This is a genomic window from Suipraeoptans intestinalis, assembly GCF_034091795.1.
GTDB classification, from domain to species: Bacteria; Bacillota; Clostridia; order Lachnospirales; family Lachnospiraceae; genus Suipraeoptans; species Suipraeoptans intestinalis.
Map to the genome: position 1 here is coordinate 1 of NZ_JAXFXH010000001.1, position 21,184 is coordinate 21,184.

Below are 21,184 nucleotides of genomic sequence, written 5' to 3' on the forward strand. Positions count from 1 at the left end.
TCCATCGGAGGAGATCCGACAGGGTCTCCCTGGGATCTTCTGGAACCGTCCAAAAGACCGGAAGCCGGACTTTTGAAGCTGCGGAAAGAGCTGGGATTATTTGCCAATCTAAGGCCGGCGGTTTTATATGATACCCTAAAAGAAGCCTGCCCTTTAAAAGAGAGCATTACAGAAGACGGATTTGACATGATGATCGTTCGGGAGCTGACAGGCGGCCTCTATTTTGGAGAGCGGTACACAAAGGAAGTGGACGGAGTCCGGACGGCGGTAGACACTCTGACCTATCAGGAGGAGGAGATCCGCAGGGTAGCGAAAAAGGCCTTTGAGATCGCAAGAGCCAGAAAAGGGAAGGTAACCAGTGTGGACAAGGCAAATGTTCTGGACACCTCCAGGCTTTGGAGGTCAGTGACAGAGGAGATCAGGACTTCTTATGCAGACGTGGAACTGGAGCATATGCTGGTAGACAACTGCAGTATGCAGCTGGTAAAGAACCCACGGCAGTTTGATGTGATCCTGACGGAAAATATGTTTGGAGATATCCTGTCGGATGAGGCCAGTATGATCACCGGCTCCATTGGGATGCTGCCCTCCGCCAGCCTGAAAGAGTCGGATTTTGGCCTGTATGAGCCAAGTGGAGGTTCTGCGCCGGATATTGCAGGCAAAGGGATCGCCAATCCCATTGCAGCCATCTTGTCGGCAGCGATGCTGCTTCGGTTTACCTTTCATCTGGAAGAGGAGGCAGACTGCGTGGAAGAAAGTGTCAGGAACGTGTTGAAGCTGGGATACAGAACCGCAGATATTATGACAGACGGAAGAAAGCAGGTAGGAACCAGAGAGATGGGCAGTCTTATTGCGGAAGGACTGCGAAAAAAGTAAAGAGTATAAGGCAAACAGATAAGAGGCCCAAAAGGCAGACATAAACGTAAGAGAGAAAAACAGCAGACCGAAAAAATCATAAGCTTACAGGCCCAAAAGTTTAAAAGCAGAAAGAGGATCGTCCAGGATCAGAAAAAGAAAGGAAAGAGATCAAGTATGAGAAGTGATACCGTAACAGAAGGAAAACAGCAGGCACCCCATCGTTCGTTGTTTCGCGCGCTGGGATTTACGAAGGAAGAAATGAATCGTCCCATCGTAGGGATCGTAAGCTCACACAATGAGATCGTGCCCGGACACATCAATCTGGACAAGATCGTAGACGCCGTGAAGATGGGAGTGGCCATGGCGGGAGGAACGCCGGTGGTATTTCCGGCCATCGCTGTCTGTGATGGGATTGCCATGGGACATATCGGGATGAAGTATTCCCTGGTAACCAGGGATCTGATTGCAGATTCTACGGAAGCGGTGGCGATGGCTCAGCAGTTTGACGCTTTGGTAATGGTTCCCAACTGCGACAAAAATGTACCGGGACTTTTGATGGCGGCAGCCAGGATCAACGTGCCTACCATTTTTGTCAGTGGCGGGCCTATGCTGGCAGGAAAAGTCAAAGGGAAAAAGACCAGCCTGTCCAGCATGTTTGAAGCGGTAGGAGCCAATGCGGCAGGGCTGATCACAGAGGAAGAACTGTGTGAATATGAAGAAAAAACCTGTCCTACCTGCGGCTCCTGCTCCGGCATGTACACGGCCAACAGTATGAACTGTCTGACGGAAGCGCTGGGAATGGGACTGAAGGGAAATGGCACGATCCCGGCCGTCTATTCCGCCAGGATCCGTCTGGCAAAAGAAGCCGGAATGCAGGTGATGGAGCTTTTCAGAAAAAATATCCGCCCCAGGGACATTATGACAAAGGAAGCCGTCTTAAACGCATTGACGGTGGATATGGCTTTGGGCTGCTCTACCAACAGTATGCTCCATCTTCCGGCTATTGCTCATGAGATCGGAATGGATTTTGAAATTGATTTTGCAAATGGAATCAGCGAAAAGACACCTAACCTCTGTCATCTGGCGCCGGCAGGAAACACTTACATGGAGGATCTGGAGGAAGCCGGAGGGGTCTATGCAGTGATGGCGGAGCTGAATAAAAAAGGCCTGCTTCATACAGACTGCATGACGGTAACGGGGAAGACGGTGGGAGAAAATATCGCAGCTTCCCGTAATTTAGATGAAGACGTGATCCGCCCCATCGAGCGTCCTTATTCCCAGACAGGGGGACTGGCCGTGCTGAAGGGGAATCTGGCACCGGACGGAAGCGTGGTAAAGCGGTCGGCGGTGGTGGCAGAAATGTTGCGGCATGAGGGACCGGCAAGAGTCTTTGAATGTGAAGAGGATGCGATTGCGGCCATCAAGGGAGGCAGGATCCAGCCGGGCGATGTGGTGGTGATCCGATATGTAGGGCCAAAGGGAGGACCGGGAATGCCGGAGATGTTAAATCCCACCTCGGCCATTGCAGGAATGGGTCTGGGCTCCAGCGTGGCGCTGATTACAGACGGACGGTTCAGTGGAGCCTCCAGAGGCGCTTCCATCGGACATGTGTCTCCGGAGGCGGCAGTGGGAGGCCCTATCGCACTGATTCGGGAGGGAGACCGGATCCAGATCGACATTCCGGCGCTTACTCTAAATGTAAAGCTGTCGGAGGAAGAACTGGAAGAGCGAAGGAAGCAGTGGAAACCGACAGAACCCAGGATCACCACCGGATATCTGGCCCGGTACGCAGCCATGGTCACATCCGGCAACCGGGGAGCCATTCTGGAGGTACCGGGGAAAAACGCGTAAAACAGATCAAAAAGCAGAACCTGCAAGAATGGGCAGAGGTTCAGAGGAATCCTGAAAAGAAGTTAGAAAAACAGAGGAGAAGAGTATGCAGTTGACGGGAGCGGAGATTGTTATTGAGTGTTTAAAGGAACAAGGGGTGGATACGGTATTCGGGTATCCAGGGGGAGCAATTTTAAATGTGTATGATGCACTGTACAAGCATCAGGATGAGATCCGGCATATCCTCACCTCCCACGAGCAGGGAGCGGCGCATGCGGCAGACGGATATTCCAGAGCTACGGGAAAAGTGGGCGTCTGCTTTGCTACCAGCGGGCCGGGAGCCACCAATCTGGTAACGGGGATCGCCACGGCGTATATGGATTCCATTCCCATGGTGGCGATTACCTGTAACGTGGGAGTTGCCCTTCTGGGAAAGGACAGCTTTCAGGAGATCGATATTGCAGGGATCACACTTCCCATTACGAAGCACAATTTTATCGTAAAGGATGTAAACAAACTGGCAGATACCATCAGAAAAGCGTTTGTGATCGCAAAAAGCGGAAGGCCGGCGCCGGTTCTGATCGACATCCCGAAGGATGTGACGGCGAACAAGGCAGAATATACCCGGCAGGAAAGAACGCCTTCCAAGAAAGAGGAGATTTGCTGTTCTCAGGAATTGGAAGGAGCGTTGAAGCTGATCAAAGCCTCCAAAAAGCCTTATATTTTTGTGGGGGGCGGAGCCGTTCTGTCAGAGGCCAGCAAGGAACTGCTGGAGTTTGTGGACAAGATGGATGCACCGGTAACCGATTCTCTTATGGGAAAAGGCGCATTTCCGGGAACCGATGAAAGATATACCGGCATGCTGGGCATGCACGGCACCAAGACGGCTAATTTTGGGGTCAGCGAGTGCGATCTTTTGGTGGTCATTGGAGCGAGGTTCAGCGATCGTGTTACGGGAAATGCCAAAAAATTTGCGAAGAATGCCAAAATCCTGCAGATCGATATCGACGCAGCGGAAATGAATAAGAATGTTCTGATCACCCAGGGGATCGTGGGAGATATCAAGACGGTGCTGCAGCAGTTAAATAAAATCCTGCCGCAGCAGGAGCACAGGGAATGGATGGAAAAGATCCGGGAAAATAAGGAGAAATATCCGCTTCGTTATAATCCGGAGACGCTGACAGGACCTCATATCATAGAAGAGATCTATCGGCAGACCCAGGGAGATGCCCTGGTGGTGACAGAAGTGGGACAGCACCAGATGTGGGCGGCACAGTATTACAAATATAAGGAGCCCAGAACATACCTGACGTCAGGCGGACTGGGAACGATGGGATACGGCCTGGGAGCTTCCCTGGGAGCCAAGGTGGGAAGGCCGGAAAAGACAGTCGTTAACATTGCGGGAGACGGCTGCTTCCGTATGAATATGAACGAGATCGCAACGGCAGTCCGACACCAGATTCCCATCATTCAGGTGGTTATGAACAACCACGTTCTGGGAATGGTCAGACAGTGGCAGGACCTGTTTTACGAAAAAAGATACTCTGCCACCATCCTGGAGGACAAGGTGGATTTCGTGAAACTGGCGGAAGCTATGGGAGCCATGGGAATACGGGTAGAAACGAAGGAAGAATTTGCAGAAGCATTCAAAAAAGCTCTGAAACTGCAGGAACCGGTGGTACTGGACTGCCAGATCGGCTGTGACGATAAGGTATGGCCGATGGTGGCTCCGGGTGCCGATTTAAGCAAGACATTTGATGAGACGGACAAAAGGGAGGGCTAAAAATGAACAGGGTTTACAATTTTTCAGCAGGACCGGCAGTGCTGCCAGAAGAGGTGTTAAAAGAGGCGGCAGATGAGATGCTGGATTACGCAGGAACAGGGATGTCTGTGATGGAGATGAGTCATCGATCCGACAGGTTTCAACGGATCCTGGACGAGGCAGAGCAGGATCTGAGAGATCTGATGAAGATTCCAAAGGAGTACGCAGTACTCTTTCTGCAGGGAGGAGCCTCCCAGCAGTTTGCGGCCATTCCAATGAACCTGATGCAAAATAGAGTGGCTGATTATATTGTAACCGGACAGTGGGCCAAAAAGGCCAGCGAAGAGGCGAAAAAATATGGAACCGTTAACATTTTGGCTTCTTCTGCCGACCGTACCTATTCCTACATTCCAGACTGCAGTGATCTGCCTGTGTCAGAGAAGGCAGATTATGTGTATATCTGCGAAAATAATACGATTTATGGTACGAAATTTTCCAGTCTTCCCAACACAAAGGGAAAGCTCCTGGTATCGGATATTTCCTCCTGCTTTCTGTCAGAGCCGGTGGATGTCACCAAATATGGACTGCTTTTCGGAGGCGTACAGAAAAATATCGGTCCGGCAGGAACGGTGATCGTTATTATCCGGAAGGATCTTATCCGGGACGAGGTACTGGAGAAAACACCGACAATGCTGCATTATAAAATTCAGGCAGAAGCGGGATCTTTGTACAACACGCCGCCGGCCTATGGGATCTATATCTGTGGAAAGGTATTCCGCTGGCTGAAAAGGATGGGCGGCCTGGAACACATGAAGCAATACAATGAAAAGAAGGCGGCGGTGCTGTACCGGTATCTGGATGAGAGCAGGCTCTTTTCTCCTACGGTACAGGGAAAGGACCGTTCGCTGATGAATGTTCCTTTTGTGACCGGCAACAAAGAACTGGATGGGAAGTTTATAAAAGAGGCGGAGCAGGCAGGTCTGAAATCCCTGAAAGGACATAGAAGTGTAGGAGGAATGCGGGCAAGCATCTACAATGCCATGCCCATAGAAGGGGTGGAAGCTCTGGTTGCCTTTATGAAGAATTTTGAAAAGGAGAACGGGGATCATGTATAAATATCATTGCTTAAACCCCATTGCCAAGGTGGGGACGGATACGTTTACGGGAGAGTATGAGGAGACTCCGGAGATATCCCAGGCAGATGTGATCCTGGTCAGAAGCGCTTCCATGCGGGAGATGGAATGGCAGGAGGGAACGCTGGCAGTGGCAAGAGCCGGAGCCGGAGTGAATAATATCCCCTGCGATGTATGTGCGGAAAAAGGGATCGTGGTATTCAACACACCGGGAGCCAATGCCAATGGGGTCAAGGAACTGGTGATCGCCGGAATGCTTCTGGCATCCCGGGACATTGTAGGAGGGATCCGCTGGGTAGAAGAAAAGGAAGGAAGCGGCAATATTGCCAAAGAGACGGAAAAAGCCAAAAAAGCCTTTGCCGGCTGCGAGCTGGTGGGGAAAAAGCTGGGTGTGATCGGTCTGGGAGCCATCGGAGTCCTGGTGGCCAACAGCGGCGTCCATCTGGGGATGGAGGTCTATGGCTATGATCCTTATGTATCTGTAGAATCGGCATGGAAATTATCCAGAAACATCCATCACACCAGATCCCTGGAGGAGTTGTTCCAGGACTGCGATTATATTTCCGTCCATGTGCCTGCCAATGAACATACAAAGGGGATGATCGATGCAAACGCCATCCGCCAGATGAAACAGGGAGTGGTGATTCTGAATTTTTCCAGGGACCTTCTGGTAAAGGAAGAAGCTATGCTGGAGGCTATGAAAGAGGGAAAGGTGCGCCACTATGTGACGGATTTCCCCACGCCGATGATGGCCGGAGCAAAAGGGGCTATCGTCATTCCGCATCTGGGCGCTTCCACAGAAGAGGCGGAGGACAATTGTGCCAAAATGGCGGTGCAGGAGCTTCGGAGCTACCTGGAACATGGGAATATTAAGAATTCTGTCAACTATCCGGACTGCGATATGGGATTTCGGGGAAAAAATACCCGCATCCTGCTGCTGCACCACAATGTTCCCAATATGATCGGGCAGTTTACCAGGATCCTGGCAAGAGACAATATGAATATTGCGGACATGGCAAACAAAAGCAAGGGCGGATATGCGTACACCATGATCGACATTGATACGCCGGTACCGGAAGGATTGGCGGAAGAACTCAGAAACGTGCCGGAGGTGCTGAAAGTCCGGATCATACGCTAGATGGAAAAACAGTTTCAGAAAATAAAAATTATGCACAAAAATAAGGTGTAAAAATTGTAAAATTCATACAAAAGTAATCTTTACAATCCGACTTCCCGGTGCTACAGTTTGTGTAGACCAAGAAGAAGGAAGTGAGAAGTATGCTGAAGGTTATTTCTGTTATCAAAGACTGCCTGAAAGAGGAGACTGCATTGACCAGCTATCTGGCAAAGCACTAGAGCTAAGAGCGCAAGGATCAGCGTATCCGTACAGGCAAAAAGACATTTTGGACATCGATAGAAGCGGCAGCATGGGACATAGAAAAACCACCGTCTTACGAAACAGTATCGTAGGGCGGTGATTTTTATGTTAGCCGGAAATTGACCGAGATCTGCGGTGTTCCTCCAAAAGACAGTGGATCTTTTCGGTAGGATTCAACACAGAGCCGATGGAAATATCATGGTTCAGGGCGTCGATGATGACAGCCAGAAATTTGCTTAAGTCCGCCTTGATAAAATAAGGCTTCTGACAGATCTGAGGCGGCAGATAAGTGAGATTGGTGGTAATGACCCGATGGACATAGCCTTTTTCGTAATAGTCATCAAATTTGTCCAGACCTTCCGTGAACAAACCGAAGCAGGCACACAGGAAAACCTTCTTGGCGCCTCTTTCTTTCAGCTGCTTTGCCACGTCCAGGATGCTGTCGCCGGAGGAGATCATGTCGTCTACCACGATCACATGCTTGCCGCGGACGTCGTCTCCCAAAAATTCATGGGCCACAATGGGGTTTTTGCCGTTGACCACAATAGAATAGTCCCGGCGTTTATAGAACATTCCCATGTTTACGCCGATAACGTTGGAGAAATATACGGCGCGGTGCATGGCTCCCTCATCGGGACTGACGATCATCAGATGCTCCTTATCCAGAGGAAGATCCGGCTCCGTCTGCAAAAGAGCCTTCATAAACTGGTAAGGGGGATTGAAATTGTCAAATCCATGAAGGGGGATAGCGTTTTGTACCCGGGGGTCATGGGCATCAAAGGTAATGATGTTGCTGACTCCCATTTCTACCAGCTCCTGGAGGGCAAAGGCACAGTCCAGGGATTCCCGCTTGGTTCGCTTGTGCTGCCGGCTTTCATACAGGAAGGGCATGATCACATTGATCCGGTGGGCTTTTCCTGTGGCGGCTGAGATGATACGCTTCAGATCCTGGTAGTGATCATCCGGGGACATATGATTGGTGAGACCGTTGACAGTGTAGGTCAGACTGTGGTTGCATACGTCTACAAGAATGAACAGATCCTTTCCCCGGGAAGATTCGTTCAGGATGCCCTTGGCTTCTCCCGTTCCAAACCGGGGACATTCGCAGTCCAGCAGATAGGTGTCGGGATAATGGCAGCAGGCCAGTTGTCCGGTGGGAAATTCCCTTCGGAAACCAAGGATGTGCTGATTGATTTTTTCGCCCATAGCAGTGCAGGATTTTAAGGCTGCGATCTTCAAGGGAGCTACAGGCAGTGCGTTTTCCAATAGTTTAATGTTTGGCATGAGGTTCTCCTGTGAAATATAGATAACGATCCTTTTCCAACGTGTTTCCAACCATTACTATAGCACCGAAGAACAAAACAGGTCAACCAGGAAGTTTACCGAAAAAGCGTAGGATTGGACGAAATGAAAAAGGTCATGTATAATGATCGTATTACAGGAGACTTTGAGAGGATTGAAAAAAGATATGAGTCAGGGACATGTGATAAAGCAGGTAACGGAAGGCGGAATCGCCTGGGAGATGGGAATCGAGGCAGGTGACAGACTGATCTCCATTAACGGGAAAGAGATCGAGGACGTGTTTGACTACCATTTTCTGGTACAGCAGGAGGAACTTCTGGTACTGATCCAAAAGGAAGACGGAGAGGAATGGGAGCTGGAGATCGAAAAAGAAGAGGAGGAGGATCTGGGGATCGGATTTGAGCAGGGACTGATGGATGAGTACCGTTCCTGCCGGAACAAATGCATCTTCTGCTTTATCGATCAGATGCCGAAAGGCATGCGGGACACCCTGTATTTTAAAGACGATGATTCCAGACTGTCTTTTCTGCAGGGCAACTATATTACCCTGACCAATATGAGCGAGGCGGATGTAGAAAGGATCATCCGTTACCGGCTGGAGCCCATCAACATCTCTTTTCATACCACCAATCCCAAACTCCGGTGCGAGATGCTGCACAACAGGTTTGCAGGGGAAGCGTTGAAAAAGGTGGACCGGTTCTATGAAGCGGGAATCCAGATGAACGGGCAGATCGTTTTGTGCAAGGGGGTCAACGACGGAGAGGAGCTGGAAAGAAGCATCGAAGATCTCAGCAGATATCTGCCGTACCTGCAAAGTGTTTCCGTGGTTCCGGTAGGACTGACCAGATTTCGCGATGGACTTTATGAAATGCAGCCTTTTCAAAAGGAGGATGCCAAAAAGGTGCTGGACACCATAAAATCCTGGCAGAAAAAGCTGTATGAGGCTCACGGAGTCCACTTTATCCACGGAAGCGACGAATGGTATCTTCTGGCACAGGAGCCTTTGCCCAGGGAAGAGTGCTACGACGGATACCTTCAGCTGGAAAACGGAGTAGGAATGCTGACGCTTCTGGAAAATGAATTTCAGGAAGCGTTGAAAAAAGAAAAAAAGGACGCCAGAAAAAGAAGCGTATCCATTGCAACAGGAGCTTTGGCTTATCCGCGGATCCAGCGCATGGCAAAGCAGATGGAAGAGATCTATGAGGAAACAAAGATCCGTGTATTTTGTATCCGAAATGATTTTTTCGGGGAGAGAATCACGGTGTCGGGCCTGATCACCGGACAGGATCTGATCCGGCAGCTAAAGGACAAAGAGCTTGGGACGAGGCTTCTTCTCCCCTGTAATATGTTCCGGAACGGGGAAGAGGTATTTCTGGATGACCTCACCCGGCAGCAGGTAGAGGATGCTTTACAAGTGAAGATAGATATTGTAAAATCAAGCGGACAAGATTTTGTAAATGCCATCAAAGACGTATAGACGCAGGTAGAAGCAGTGCAGAGAAAAACACAGGCTACAGGCAGAAAAGTGTACGATGCAGGCAGAGAACACAGGCTACAGGCAGAAAAGTGTACGATGCAGGCAGAAAACACAGACTACAGGCAAAAGTACAAACAGAAAAAGACGGACAGGAAAAAGCAGATAGGAGAAGATAGATGAGTAAACCGGTAGTGGCGGTAGTAGGACGTCCAAACGTAGGAAAATCTACATTGTTTAACGCACTGGCAGGAGAGATGATCTCCATCGTAAAGGATACGCCGGGAGTGACCAGGGATCGTATTTATGCGGATGTGTCCTGGCTGGATAAGGAGTTTACCCTGATAGATACCGGAGGAATCGAGCCGGAGAGCGGGGATGTGATCCTGTCTCAGATGAGAGAACAGGCACAGATCGCCATTGATACGGCAGACGTGATCCTGTTTCTGACGGATGTCAGACAGGGGCTGGTGGATGCGGATTTCAAAGTGGCAGATATGCTGAGGCGATCCCAGAAGCCGGTGGTTCTGGCAGTGAACAAGGTAGACAATTTTGAAAAATTCATGCCGGATGTGTACGAATTTTATAATCTGGGAATCGGAGAGCCAAAGCCCATCTCCGCAGCGGGAAAACAGGGACTGGGAGATCTTTTGGACTGTGTGGCAGATCATTTTCCTCAGGGATTGGAAGGAGAGGAAGAGGATGAAAGGCCAAGGATCGCCATTGTGGGGAAACCAAACGTAGGAAAATCCTCTATCATCAACCGGATCCTGGGCGAGCAGAGGGTGATCGTATCGGATGTGGCAGGAACCACAAGGGATGCCATTGACACGGACGTAAAGCGGGGGGACCGGGAGTATGTATTTATTGATACAGCGGGGCTTCGCAGAAAGAATAAGATCAAAGAAGAACTGGAGCGATACAGCATCATCCGCACAGTGACGGCGGTGGAGCGGGCAGATGTGGTGCTGGTGGTGATCGACGCGGCGGAAGGAGTCACGGAACAGGACGCCAAAATAGCCGGGATCGCCCATGAGCGGGGCAAAGGGATTATCCTGGTGGTCAACAAATGGGACACGCTGGAAAAGAACGACCGAACCATGCGGGAATATGAAAATGAGCTAAGAAGGATCCTTTCCTTTATGCCCTACGCCCAGACCATGTATATTTCGGCTCTGACAGGGCAGAGGGTGGAAAAGCTGTTCGACGCTATCGATACAGTCATTGCAAACCAGACGTTAAGGATCGCTACCGGCGTTCTGAACGAGATCGTGACAGAGGCGGTTGCCATGCAGCAGCCGCCGTCAGATAAAGGGAAGCGCCTGAAGATCTACTATATTACTCAGGTATCTGTGAAGCCGCCGACTTTTGTTATTTTTGTGAATGACAAGGAGTTGATGCATTTTTCTTATACCAGGTATCTGGAAAACAAGATCAGAGAGGCGTTTGGCTTCGGAGGAACATCCCTGAGGTTTTTTGTGCGGGAAAGAAAGGAAAAGTAAGATGGAGCGACTGGTGTGTTTAGCTGTAGGATATGCCTTTGGACTGCTACAGACAGGATACCTGTGCGGGAAGTTTCAAAAAAAAGATATTCGGACGATGGGTAGCGGCAATGCAGGGACAACCAATGCTCTTCGGACGCTGGGATGGAAGGCCGGTCTGGTCACGTTTCTGGGAGACGTATTAAAATGCGTCCTGGCAGCGGGAGTAGTTACGCTTCTGTATGGGAAGAGCCATCCGGATACCATAGTTCTTCTGGTGTTTTATACGGGACTGGGAGCGGTGCTGGGACACAACTATCCTTTTTATCTCAGATTCAAAGGGGGAAAGGGCATTGCGGCAACAGGGGGACTGGTGATCAGTACGCTGCCTCCCCATCTGACGCTGCTTTGTCTGGCGGTGTTCGTCCTGGTGATCTGGGGAACCAGATACGTTTCTCTGGGATCTCTGCTGGGAGTGACCGCCTATCTGATCGTAGTCCTGGTGTACGGGAGATGCGGCGGATTTCATGTACCGCCTTTTGCCCTGCGGGAAATCTACATCATTACCGGAATTCTGGTGATTTCCGCTCTTTTCAAGCACAAGGAGAACATCAAAAGGCTTCTGAACGGAACAGAAAACAAACTGAGCATCAAAAAGAAGAGTGAATAGGCAGAAAGGAAGTGAAGGTATGGCAAAAGCAGGAGTGATCGGAGCAGGCAGCTGGGGAACAGCCCTTGCCCTGCTGCTGTGCGGCAACGGACATGAGGTAACGGTCTGGTCTATTAATGAAGAGGAAGTCAAGGAGTTGGATACCAAGAGGGAGCATACATCCAAGCTTCCGGGAGTAAAGCTTCCAGAGGAAATGAAGTTTACCACCGATCTGCAGGAGGCTGTGTGTGGAAAAGACCTTCTGGTACTGGCAGTGCCTTCTCCCTTTACCAGACAGACGGCAAGAAAGATGGCTCCTTACGTAAAAGAGGGACAGGTGATCGTAGATGTGGCAAAGGGGATCGAAGAATCTACCCTGATGACGCTTTCCCAACAGATCCAGCAGGAAATCCCACAGGCGGATGTGGCAGTCCTGTCCGGTCCCAGTCATGCGGAGGAGGTGGGCCGCGGGCTGCCCACAACGGTCGTCATTGGCGCCAAGACGGAACAGACGGCAGAATGGCTGCGGAATATTTTCAGAAATGAAGTGTTCAGAGTCTATATCAGCCCCGATATTCTGGGAATGGAATTGGGAGGATCTCTGAAAAATGTGATCGCCCTGGCAGCCGGCATTGCAGATGGAATGGGATACGGGGATAACACGAAGGCAGCCCTGATCACCAGGGGAATCGCGGAGATTGCGCGGCTGGGAGTCGCAATGGGAGGAGCCTTTGAAAGCTTTGCGGGGCTGACCGGGATCGGCGACCTGATTGTAACCTGTGCCAGTGTACACAGCAGGAACCGGAAAGCCGGTTATCTGATGGGACAGGGCAAGACCATGCAGGAGGCGATGGAGGAAGTGCAGATGGTGGTAGAAGGAGTCTATTCCACCAAAGCTGCGGTAAAGCTGGGAGAAAAGTACAACATTGCCCTGCCGATCGTTAATCAGGTCAATGCCGTTTTGTTTGAAGGAAAGTCTCCCAGGGAGGCAGTCAATGAGCTGATGCTGCGGGATGGAAAACCGGAGCATACGGCGCTGACCTGGCAGGATTAGAATAGTGCAGGTCAGATCATAGAGTCCTGTCAGACAGACAGGAAAAAGCAAGGAGTAAGGTTTCATGAAAGTATTTAAGCAACTGGGAATTCTTCTGATACTCTGCCTTTTGGCAGAGTTTTTCGTGTCGCTTCTTCCGATATCCTTTCCAAGCAGCGTGATGGCGATCCTGATTTTGTCGGTGCTGCTGGTGTCTGAAGTGATCAAAGAGCATCATATCCGGGAAACGGCAGATTTTTTACTGGCGAACATGGCGCTGGTGTTTGTGCCGATGGCAGTGCGGATGCTGGGAGAACTGGATGTTTTAAAAGGGCATGTGTCGGGATTTCTGGCAGTAGTCCTGTGCTCGCTGCTTCTGACCTTTTTCGGGGCTTACGGATCGGCGCGCCTGGTGCAAATCTATCAAAGGAAGAAGGCGAAGAGACATGAATGATATCTGGAATAACCCGTTATTTGGGATTGTGTTGACGATAGGAGCGTTTGAAATCGGGCGGGCCGTCGCAGCCCGGGTAAAGCATCCCATTGCCAATCCGCTCCTGATCGCAATGCTGATCTGTTTTGGCTGGCTGAAACTGTTTCGGATCCCCATGGACAGCTATATGAAAGGGGCCAGATTCATCGAGGCGTTTTTGATCCCATCCACAGCCGTACTGGGACTTTCTGTTTACCGACAGAGAAAAATCTTAAAGGAACAGTTTTTTCCGATCCTCACAGGCTGCTTTGTAGGAAGTCTGATCTCCATGGGAAGTACGGTGATCCTTTGCCGGATGCTGGCATTAAATTCCGGGATCCTGCATTCTCTGCTCCCCAAATCTGTAACCACAGCCATTGCGCTGGATCTTTCCAGTCAGATGGGAGGAGTGAAGGCGCTGACCATTATGGCCGTGATCCTTTGCGGGGTGGGAGGAGCCATCCTTCATCCGCTGGTGATCCGGTTTCTGAAACTTTCTGACCCGGTGGCTATTGGCGTGGCCTTTGGAACGGCCAGTCACGCCGTAGGAACAGCCAGGGCGCTGGAGATGGGAGAGGTAGAAGGCGCTGTCAGCGGAGTTGCTATGGGAGTGGCAGGAATCTGTACCGTTGTGATTGCATTATTGGTACAGATGTTATAAAATCTAAGAAGAGGAAAAGAACAGGAGGTTGCATATGAAAGTTGCAATATTGACAGCCAATACAAAGGTATATAGAGGACAGGATACAGATGAAAGCGGGCAGGTGCTGGAAGAGCTGATCGAAGATGCAGGGCTTGAGGTGGTATTTCGCAGAGCGCTGCCGGTAGATCGGGAGGTTCTGGAATCTGTTCTGGCAAGTATCGCAGACGATGAGATGGCAGATCTGATCCTGACGACGGGAGGAGCGGGCTGCAATCCGGGAGACTGTACTCCGGAGGCCACTACTGCCGTGATAGAAAGACCGGTGCCGGGGATCCCGGAAGCACTGAGAGCCAACGCCATGCAGCTGACCAAGAGAGCCATGCTGAACCGTGGGACGGCAGGGATCAGAGGAAGGGTTCTGATCGTAAATCTTCCGGGCAAATCGCATGGAGCAAGAGAAAGCCTGAAGTATTTGCTTCCGGAACTGGTAAGAGCCGTGGAAGTGATTCAGAAAGAGGGCTAGTCATTCATGAAAATAACGTATTTGGGACATAGTGGCACAGTAGTAGAGCTTACCGAAAGTATCCTTGTTTTTGACTACTATAAGGGAAGTGTTCCCCCTTGGCCTGTCGGGAAAAAGGTGTATGTGTTTGTGAGCCATGTCCATTTTGACCATTACAACCCGGAGATCTTTTGCTGGGAAAGACAGGTTTCCGACATTACCTACATTCTTTCTGATGATATTTTGGAGGACAGCGTACCGGTTGACTGCAGGAGCAGGGTACGGTTCGTAGGCGCCAGGAAGACAGTCCAAATAGATGAGATGACGATCAAAACGCTTCGCTCTACCGATGAGGGTGTGGCGTTTTTTGTTCAGGCAGAGGGAAAGTGTATCTATCACGCAGGAGATCTGCACTGGTGGCACTGGAAGGAAGAGGGAGCCATCTTCAATGAGATGATGCGGAGAAAATACCAGGGAGAGATCAAAAAGCTGTCAAAAGAGACGATAGACCTTGCATTTCTCCCGGCAGATCCCAGGCAGGAGGAAGCCTATGTATGGGGGATGGCGTACTTTTTGGAGCAGGTGGAGGTGAAGCGGGTGTGTCCCATCCATCTGTGGGGGAAATATGATGTCTGCCGTCAATTAAAAGAAGAGGCCTGCCTGGAGGCGTACCAAGACAGGATCGTTCTTGTAACACGGGAAGGAGAGGTATTTGAATGGGAGGATTAAAGAAAAAGGTGGATCTGTACAGTGACGGCGCCGCACGGGGCAACCCAAACGGTCCGGGCGGCTATGGAACTGTGTTGGAGTATACAGATGCAAAAGGAGAACTTCATACCAAAGAAATGTCTCAAGGCTATGCGAGGACCACAAACAACCGGATGGAGCTGATGGCGGTGATCGTGGGCCTGGAGGCTCTGACAGTGCCCTGTATGGTAACTGTGTATTCCGACTCCAAATATGTGACAGATGCATTTAACCAGGGCTGGGTGGATTCCTGGCTGAAGCGGGGATGGAAGAGAGGGAAAAACGAGTCTGTTAAAAATGTAGATCTGTGGCAGAGACTGCTGAAGGCAAAGGAGCGACATGAGGTAACCTTTGTCTGGGTAAAAGGGCATGCAGGCCATCCCCAAAATGAACGGTGCGACCAGTTGGCTACCACTGCGGCGGACGGAGAGGATCTGATAGAGGATGATCCGGAGCTCTCCCAGTGCTGAGAAATTCCGAAGAAGGAATTTAGAAAAAACGTATATCGTCAGACACAAAAGGAGCACAAATTTACACAAAAGGAACACAGGCGGCAGTGTTTGTCAAACAAGACAGAATATGTTATAATGTGGAACTGCAAGTAAGACAGGTAATCGCAGCTGCAAGGCCGAAAGGCAGCAGTTGAGGAAAGTCCGGGCTTCACAGGGCAGGGTGCCGGATAACGTCCGGTGGAGGTGACTCTAAGGAAAGTGCAACAGAAATATACCGCCTGATGATTCAGGTAAGGGTGGAAAGGTGGTGTAAGAGACCACCGCCTTGCTGGTAACAGCAAGGGTCCCTGTAAACCCCACTCGAAGCAAGACCGAAAAAAGACAAGGTGGCGGCCCGTCACGTCTTAGGTAGGTCGCTAGAGCCTGTCGGCGACGGCAGGCCCAGATAGATGATTACCCACGACATAACCCGGCTTATCGTCTTACTTGCAGCTTGATGAAAGATTCAAGTCAGGACTGCTGACATAGGCAAATACAAGTTGAATAAATTTTGGAAAGAGGACTTTATACACCACCAAGGTGCAGAAGTCCTCTTTTTTGTACGGTCTGTTTTTTAGGAGCCTTTTACCTGTGCTTTTCTTCACAGTACTGGCAGCGGTAGATCTCATTTTCTTCGTCGGTCAGGACAAATACATGATCCAGTCCCTGCTCAATAGAAGTAATACATCTGGGGTTTTTGCAGCGGATGACATTGGTGATTTTTTTGGGAAGCTGCAGCCTTTTTTTGGCTACGACCTCAGAATCCTTAATGATGTTGATGGTAATATTGTGATCGATGAACCCCAGAATATCAAAATCAATAAAATCAATGGGACATTCGATCTTCATAATGTCCTTTTTCTGCATCTTACTGCTTTTGGCATTTTTGATAATGGCAACACAGCAGTCCAGCTTGTCCAGATGCAGGTATTTGTAGATCTCCATGCTTTTTCCTGCCTGGATATGATCCAGCACGAACCCTTCTTCGATTTTCCCTACGTTCAATGTGTTTTTTACCATGTTTTTCCTCCTTCTACTTGGATGCCCAAAAGAGTCAGGATCAACGCCATACGAATATAGACTCCGTACTGTGCTTGCCGGAAATAGGCGGCTCTGGGATCGGCGTCTACTTCCACAGAGATCTCGTTGACACGGGGAAGGGGATGGAGGATGAACATATCCTCTCTGGCCAGCTTCATTTTGGCAGCGTCCAGGATATAGAAATCCTTCATTCTGACATAGTCCTCCTCATTAAAGAAACGTTCCTTCTGTACCCGGGTCATATAGAGGATGTCCAGGGTTGGAAGCGCTTCCTCCAGACGAACGACCTGCTGGTAGGGGACCTGTTCTTTATCCAGAACATCGTGACGGATGTAGCCGGGCAGCCGGAGCTCTTCCGGAGAGATCAAAACAAATCGGATGTTGGGATAACGAACGAGTGCATGGATCAGAGAATGGACGGTACGGCCAAATTTCAGGTCGCCACACAGACCGATGGTCATATTTCCAAGATGCCCTTTTAAGGAGCGGATGGTTAAAAGATCGGTTAAGGTCTGGGTGGGATGCTGGTGTCCGCCGTCGCCGGCGTTAATGACGGGAATGGAAGAATGATGCGCGGCTACCATAGGCGCTCCCTCTTTTGGATGACGCATGGCACAAATATCAGCATAACAGGAAATCGTACGGATGGTGTCGGCGACACTTTCGCCTTTGGCGGCGGAGCTGGAATCAGCGGATGAGAAACCTAAAATACTGCCGCCCAGATTTAACATGGCGGCTTCATGACTTAGACGGGTTCGGGTGCTGGGTTCGTAAAACAGTGTAGCAAGCTTTTTGCCGGAACAGGAATGGGCGTATCGGGCGGGATTCTGTTCGATGTCCGCTGCGAGATCCATCAGTCTGTCCAGTTCTTCCGGCGAAAAATCAAGGGGACTCATTAAATGTCTCATAGGTATTCTCCTCATCTTTTTTTCCTACTATCATAGACTATGTAGAAGGGTTTTTCAATGGGAAACAAGGAAAAAAATCACAGAAAAAACGGAAAGATTTCTGGCAGAAAAAATAAAAAAATCACAAAAACCAATGGGATATGGAAGGGAAATCCGATATAATCAGAGAAACGGGAAACCGGATGATTTTGTGGCAGGATCAGGAGAAAAGGGGGTTCCCGGAAATAAAAAGAGCGAGAGGGCGGATCGCCTGATCCGGTTCAAAACAGGAAGGAGGAAGGTGCGGAAAATGTCTATGTGGACGGCTTCGTACCAAAGAAACATGATCCTAGAAGAAATTAAGAAATGGATCCAGGAAGAAAAGGAAGAAGAGTACGGCAGGTTTCTCAGAAGGATCGTACCAAATCTGGAGGCAGGGCAGATACAGGGCGTGCGAACGCCCAAGCTTCGAAAGTACGCCAAGGAACTGAGCAGAAGAAGGGAGATAGGAGAATTCCTGACGGCGCTTCCCCATGGATCCTTTGAGGAAAATCAACTGCATGCGTTCCTGCTGGAGGGAGAAAAAGAGTATGGGGTCTGTCTGGAAAAACTGGAGATCTTTCTGCCTTACGTAGATAACTGGGCTACCTGTGATCAGCTGTCTCCCAAGATCTTCAAAAAGCACCGCAGACAGTTGCTGGAACGCATCCCGGACTGGCTGGCCTCTCAGAAAACCTATACCGTCCGATACGGGATCGGGATGTTGCTGATCCATTTTCTGGAGGAGGATTTTCAGGAAGAGTATCTGGACTGGGTGGCGCAGGTGGATTCGGAGGAATATTACGTAAATATGATGATCGCCTGGTATTTTGCAACGGCGCTGGCCAAGCAGTACCGGCAGGCGATTCTTTATCTGGAAGCCGGCAGACTGCCCCGCTGGGTACATAACAAGACGATACAAAAAGGCATTGAGAGTAATCGGATATCCAAAGAAACAAAAGACTATCTGCGCTCTTTGCGAAGATAGTCCTGGAAGATCCGGAAGAGGATACAGTCTGATGGAGAAAAGCCGGGGCTTGTGCGGATGAACCAAAGGAGGCGTCTGGCAAAAACAGTCTGTGAACCGGCTTGTGGGCAGGCTTAAGGCTGCCCCGGAAGCAGAGCCAGGGAAGAGATATCCGAGTCGATCACCAGCGAGTAATTGGTGTAATAAACTACGAATCCCGGCTTTCCGCCCTTGGGCTTTTTCACATGCTTTCGCTGCACGTAATCAATTTCTACTTTGTCGTTTCCGCGGCTTTTAGAGTAATAAGCAGCCAGACGACCGGCATCTTCAAAAGCGGAAGTGGGCGGCTCTTTTTGTTTGGACTTCAGGATCACATGAGAACCGGGAACGCCTTTGGCATGGAACCACCAGTCATTTCCTTCTGCAAAGGAAAACGTCAGTTCCTCGTTTTGCAGGTTGTTCTTGCCCACATAAATATGGTAGCCGTCTCCCGTCAGATAATGAAGAGGGCTGGAAGGCCGGGAGGTCTTGCGCCTGGAAGTCTTTCTTTTGATGTATCCTGCCTGGATCAACTCTTCCTTGATCTGGATCAGATCTTCTTCCTCGGAAGCCAGATCCAGAGATGTAGATACGGATTCCAGATACAGGATCTCTTTTTTGGTCTCTTCGATCAGAAGAGAGAGGGTTTCAAAGGTACGTTTTTTCTTGTTGTATTTTTCAAAATAGTGCTGTGCATTTTCAGAAGGGGACCGGTCGGGATCCAAAGGAATGCAGACCTCTTCATTGGTATAGTAGTTTAGGGCTGTCAATTGACGGGATTTGGGAGAAAGGCTGTATCCGTAGGTGTGGATCAGCTCTCCATAGATCCTGAACAGCTCTCTGTCCCTGGTATCGTCCAGCTGACGAGACTGCAGGTGGTACTTTTTTCGGTTTCGCTCCAAAGCCGTTTGTACTACCTGACGCAGATCGGCGCTTTTTTGTCGGATCCGCACCAGCGTATTTTTCTGGGCATAGTAGTCCCGCAGCATTTGCGAGATGCCGGAAGGAGAGGAAGAAGGATAGGCCTGCTCAAAGCTCAGGAGCGAAAGAGCAGAAAACTCTTTGGGAAGTCCGTTGTCATAGTAGATCACAGGGGTAAACTGCCTGGTTTTTACCAGGTGCATCACCGCATCAAACTGCCGATACAGAGCCGTTTTCTCAGAAAAAGAAAGCTGGGAAAAGGGAAGGGCAGAGTCCAGGGAAGCTCTGTGGCAGATATCTTCGGAGGCCACGGGGCTGATTCCGGTAAAAGCGGTATAGATGGCCTTTCCCAAAGGAAGCTCTTTGCGGGAAAGAATCCGGGAAAATCCATCGAAGTCTACGGAAAGAGGATCTTGTTTTTCCATAGTGTTCGGTACGAAATAAGGGCGCTGGGGAAGCACTTCCCGCACAGAGCTGGTCTGGGAAGAAACGTGTTTGATGCTGTCTACGATCACACGGTTTTCATCACAGAGGATCAGATTGCTGTGCTTGCCCATCAGTTCCATGATCAGATATTTCTGGCAGAGATCTCCCAGTTCATTGCGATGTTCAATGGTAAACTCTATGATCCGCTCCAAAGAAGGCTGTGAGATCCCGCAGATCCTTCCGTTTCCAATGTGCTTGCGCAGCAGCATACAAAAATTGGGAGCAGTCAGGGGATTCGTTTTTGTATCCTTTGTCAGATAGACCAAAGGAAGGGAGGCGCTGGCACAAAGACAGAGACGGTGAGTGCCTGAAACTGTTTTTATGGTCAGAAGCAGTTCGTCGGGCTCCGGTTGTGCGATCTTTGCGATCCTTCCATCTAATAAAATACTGTGCAGTTCATGGGTAACAGCAGCTACTGTGATTCCGTCAAAAGCCATAATCGTTCCTGCCTTTCTCTTCCAAAACATAGTAAACCGGCCTGTGGATCCTGATCAAAACGGTATCAAAACCGGTGTGTGGATAAGTATATCATAGTTGACGGAATATGCCAAATGCCGTATAATTACATGAGCATTTCAGAATGATCGCAGGAGGCGGGCCATGATAAAGAGTATGACAGGGTTTGGACGAAGTGAGACAGAAAGCGGAGAACAAAGATTTACCGTCGAGATGAAAAGTGTCAATCACCGATATCTGGACATCAGCATACGAGTTCCAAGAAAGCTGAATTTTCTGGAAACGGCGGCAAAAAGTTACCTGAAGCAGAAGATCCAGCGGGGAAAAGTGGATGTCTTTATCGGCTATGAAGATCTGTCCCAGCGTTCTGCCTCCATCAAATATAATCGGGAAGCGGCAAGAGAATATCTGCATTACCTGAGACAGATGGCGGAGGAATTTGGACTGGAGCAGGATGTCCGGACATCTGTCTTATCCAGATATCCGGAAGTGTTTACCATGGAAGAACAGTCGGCGGATGAAGACACTCTGTGGGAAGGGATGAAGGCCGCTTTGGATCAGGCAGCAAAGCAGTTTGTAGGATCCAGGATCCG

Annotated in this window: 20 protein-coding genes and 1 other RNA gene; 17 read left to right on the top strand and 4 right to left on the bottom strand. The window is 49.9% G+C overall.

Annotated elements, in window-relative coordinates; all coding sequences use genetic code 11:
- From leuB to SOW26_RS00025, 5 genes are all read left to right on the top strand, one after another.
- Positions 1-876: 3-isopropylmalate dehydrogenase (leuB, locus tag SOW26_RS00005; protein ID WP_320651664.1), on the top strand; the 876-nt coding region annotated here is incomplete at its 5' end.
- 156 nt (positions 877-1,032) lie between these two features.
- A complete protein-coding gene (gene ilvD, locus SOW26_RS00010; protein ID WP_276959976.1) occupies positions 1,033-2,709 on the top strand; it encodes a dihydroxy-acid dehydratase in 1,677 nt (558 codons plus the stop codon).
- A gap of 85 nt (positions 2,710-2,794) precedes the next feature.
- Positions 2,795-4,471 carry a biosynthetic-type acetolactate synthase large subunit gene (gene ilvB / locus SOW26_RS00015; RefSeq protein WP_320651665.1) on the top strand — a complete coding sequence of 559 codons (1,677 nt, stop codon included), beginning with the start codon at positions 2,795-2,797 and terminating at the stop codon, positions 4,469-4,471.
- 2 nt (positions 4,472-4,473) lie between these two features.
- Positions 4,474-5,565 (top strand): 3-phosphoserine/phosphohydroxythreonine transaminase, encoded by a 1,092-nt coding sequence (gene serC, locus SOW26_RS00020; RefSeq protein ID WP_320651666.1) that lies wholly within the window; start codon positions 4,474-4,476, stop codon positions 5,563-5,565.
- Entirely contained in the window at positions 5,558-6,721 is a 1,164-nt protein-coding gene (locus SOW26_RS00025; protein WP_276959973.1) for a phosphoglycerate dehydrogenase, read from the top strand. The genes serC and SOW26_RS00025 overlap by 8 nt, the downstream gene beginning before the upstream one ends.
- A 348-nt stretch (positions 6,722-7,069) precedes the next feature.
- Here the strand turns inward: SOW26_RS00025 and SOW26_RS00030 are convergent, their stop codons facing one another.
- Positions 7,070-8,245, bottom strand: coding sequence for a ribose-phosphate pyrophosphokinase (locus tag SOW26_RS00030; protein ID WP_276959972.1), 1,176 nt, complete (start codon positions 8,243-8,245; stop codon positions 7,070-7,072).
- A gap of 142 nt (positions 8,246-8,387) precedes the next feature.
- On the opposite strand from SOW26_RS00030, the gene SOW26_RS00035 reads away from it, so the two are divergent.
- From SOW26_RS00035 to rnpB, 10 genes are all read left to right on the top strand, one after another.
- Positions 8,388-9,740 carry a DUF512 domain-containing protein gene (locus SOW26_RS00035; RefSeq protein WP_331679505.1) on the top strand — a complete coding sequence of 451 codons (1,353 nt, stop codon included), beginning with the start codon at positions 8,388-8,390 and terminating at the stop codon, positions 9,738-9,740.
- Between the two features lie 176 nt (positions 9,741-9,916).
- The gene (der, locus tag SOW26_RS00040; protein ID WP_276959971.1) at positions 9,917-11,239 is read left to right on the top strand and encodes a ribosome biogenesis GTPase Der; all 1,323 of its coding nucleotides are present in this window, start codon (positions 9,917-9,919) and stop codon (positions 11,237-11,239) included.
- A 1-nt stretch (position 11,240) separates the two neighbouring features.
- On the top strand, positions 11,241-11,888 hold the full coding sequence (plsY, locus tag SOW26_RS00045; RefSeq protein WP_276959970.1) for a glycerol-3-phosphate 1-O-acyltransferase PlsY: 648 nt from the start codon (positions 11,241-11,243) through the stop codon (positions 11,886-11,888).
- Between the two features lie 19 nt (positions 11,889-11,907).
- Entirely contained in the window at positions 11,908-12,921 is a 1,014-nt protein-coding gene (locus SOW26_RS00050; RefSeq protein WP_276959969.1) for an NAD(P)H-dependent glycerol-3-phosphate dehydrogenase, read from the top strand.
- Between the two features lie 64 nt (positions 12,922-12,985).
- A complete protein-coding gene (locus tag SOW26_RS00055) occupies positions 12,986-13,354 on the top strand; it encodes a CidA/LrgA family protein (protein WP_154478688.1) in 369 nt (122 codons plus the stop codon).
- Positions 13,347-14,033 carry an LrgB family protein gene (locus SOW26_RS00060; protein ID WP_154478690.1) on the top strand — a complete coding sequence of 229 codons (687 nt, stop codon included), beginning with the start codon at positions 13,347-13,349 and terminating at the stop codon, positions 14,031-14,033. The genes SOW26_RS00055 and SOW26_RS00060 overlap by 8 nt, the downstream gene beginning before the upstream one ends.
- Before the next feature lie 34 nt (positions 14,034-14,067).
- Complete coding sequence (locus tag SOW26_RS00065) at positions 14,068-14,538, top strand: MogA/MoaB family molybdenum cofactor biosynthesis protein (protein ID WP_154478691.1); 471 nt, start codon at positions 14,068-14,070, stop codon at positions 14,536-14,538.
- Positions 14,539-14,544: 6 nt separating this feature from the next.
- Positions 14,545-15,246, top strand: coding sequence for an MBL fold metallo-hydrolase (locus SOW26_RS00070; protein ID WP_320651667.1), 702 nt, complete (start codon positions 14,545-14,547; stop codon positions 15,244-15,246).
- Positions 15,234-15,734 (top strand): ribonuclease HI, encoded by a 501-nt coding sequence (rnhA, locus tag SOW26_RS00075; RefSeq protein ID WP_320651668.1) that lies wholly within the window; start codon positions 15,234-15,236, stop codon positions 15,732-15,734. Before SOW26_RS00070 ends, rnhA begins: the two co-directional genes overlap by 13 nt.
- A 128-nt stretch (positions 15,735-15,862) precedes the next feature.
- Positions 15,863-16,209, top strand: an RNA gene (rnpB, locus tag SOW26_RS00080) — RNase P RNA component class A.
- Between the two features lie 131 nt (positions 16,210-16,340).
- Here the strand turns inward: rnpB and SOW26_RS00085 are convergent.
- Together SOW26_RS00085 and pyrB are read right to left on the bottom strand one after the other, a co-directional pair.
- Positions 16,341-16,775 carry an aspartate carbamoyltransferase regulatory subunit gene (locus tag SOW26_RS00085; protein ID WP_154478697.1) on the bottom strand — a complete coding sequence of 145 codons (435 nt, stop codon included), beginning with the start codon at positions 16,773-16,775 and terminating at the stop codon, positions 16,341-16,343.
- The gene (gene pyrB / locus SOW26_RS00090; protein ID WP_154478699.1) at positions 16,769-17,704 is read right to left on the bottom strand and encodes an aspartate carbamoyltransferase; all 936 of its coding nucleotides are present in this window, start codon (positions 17,702-17,704) and stop codon (positions 16,769-16,771) included. The genes SOW26_RS00085 and pyrB overlap by 7 nt, the downstream gene beginning before the upstream one ends.
- A 190-nt stretch (positions 17,705-17,894) precedes the next feature.
- Here pyrB and SOW26_RS00095 point away from each other — a divergent pair, with 190 nt between their 5' ends.
- Complete coding sequence (locus SOW26_RS00095) at positions 17,895-18,710, top strand: DNA alkylation repair protein (RefSeq protein ID WP_320651669.1); 816 nt, start codon at positions 17,895-17,897, stop codon at positions 18,708-18,710.
- Positions 18,711-18,823: 113 nt separating this feature from the next.
- Here SOW26_RS00095 and SOW26_RS00100 read toward each other — a convergent pair whose 3' ends face one another.
- The gene (locus tag SOW26_RS00100) at positions 18,824-20,572 is read right to left on the bottom strand and encodes an Rqc2 family fibronectin-binding protein (RefSeq protein ID WP_320651671.1); all 1,749 of its coding nucleotides are present in this window, start codon (positions 20,570-20,572) and stop codon (positions 18,824-18,826) included.
- 163 nt (positions 20,573-20,735) lie between these two features.
- On the opposite strand from SOW26_RS00100, the gene SOW26_RS00105 reads away from it, so the two are divergent.
- A partial coding sequence (locus tag SOW26_RS00105) for a YicC/YloC family endoribonuclease (protein ID WP_320651670.1) occupies positions 20,736-21,184 on the top strand: 449 nt, incomplete at its 3' end.

Bases quoted from the DNA above. Each gene is read 5' to 3' on its own strand.
- SOW26_RS00035 (WP_331679505.1), top strand. From the start codon at position 8,388: ATGATCGTATTACAGGAGACTTTGAGAGGATTGAAAAAAGATATGAGT.
- SOW26_RS00030 (WP_276959972.1), bottom strand. From the start codon at position 8,245: ATGCCAAACATTAAACTATTGGAAAACGCACTGCCTGTAGCTCCCTTG.
- rnhA (WP_320651668.1), top strand. From the start codon at position 15,234: ATGGGAGGATTAAAGAAAAAGGTGGATCTGTACAGTGACGGCGCCGCA.
- SOW26_RS00085 (WP_154478697.1), bottom strand. From the start codon at position 16,775: ATGGTAAAAAACACATTGAACGTAGGGAAAATCGAAGAAGGGTTCGTG.
- SOW26_RS00060 (WP_154478690.1), top strand. From the start codon at position 13,347: ATGAATGATATCTGGAATAACCCGTTATTTGGGATTGTGTTGACGATA.
- ilvD (WP_276959976.1), top strand. From the start codon at position 1,033: ATGAGAAGTGATACCGTAACAGAAGGAAAACAGCAGGCACCCCATCGT.
- SOW26_RS00065 (WP_154478691.1), top strand. From the start codon at position 14,068: ATGAAAGTTGCAATATTGACAGCCAATACAAAGGTATATAGAGGACAG.
- plsY (WP_276959970.1), top strand. From the start codon at position 11,241: ATGGAGCGACTGGTGTGTTTAGCTGTAGGATATGCCTTTGGACTGCTA.
- SOW26_RS00055 (WP_154478688.1), top strand. From the start codon at position 12,986: ATGAAAGTATTTAAGCAACTGGGAATTCTTCTGATACTCTGCCTTTTG.
- SOW26_RS00025 (WP_276959973.1), top strand. From the start codon at position 5,558: ATGTATAAATATCATTGCTTAAACCCCATTGCCAAGGTGGGGACGGAT.
- SOW26_RS00100 (WP_320651671.1), bottom strand. From the start codon at position 20,572: ATGGCTTTTGACGGAATCACAGTAGCTGCTGTTACCCATGAACTGCAC.
- serC (WP_320651666.1), top strand. From the start codon at position 4,474: ATGAACAGGGTTTACAATTTTTCAGCAGGACCGGCAGTGCTGCCAGAA.
- ilvB (WP_320651665.1), top strand. From the start codon at position 2,795: ATGCAGTTGACGGGAGCGGAGATTGTTATTGAGTGTTTAAAGGAACAA.
- pyrB (WP_154478699.1), bottom strand. From the start codon at position 17,704: ATGAGACATTTAATGAGTCCCCTTGATTTTTCGCCGGAAGAACTGGAC.
- der (WP_276959971.1), top strand. From the start codon at position 9,917: ATGAGTAAACCGGTAGTGGCGGTAGTAGGACGTCCAAACGTAGGAAAA.
- SOW26_RS00070 (WP_320651667.1), top strand. From the start codon at position 14,545: ATGAAAATAACGTATTTGGGACATAGTGGCACAGTAGTAGAGCTTACC.
- SOW26_RS00050 (WP_276959969.1), top strand. From the start codon at position 11,908: ATGGCAAAAGCAGGAGTGATCGGAGCAGGCAGCTGGGGAACAGCCCTT.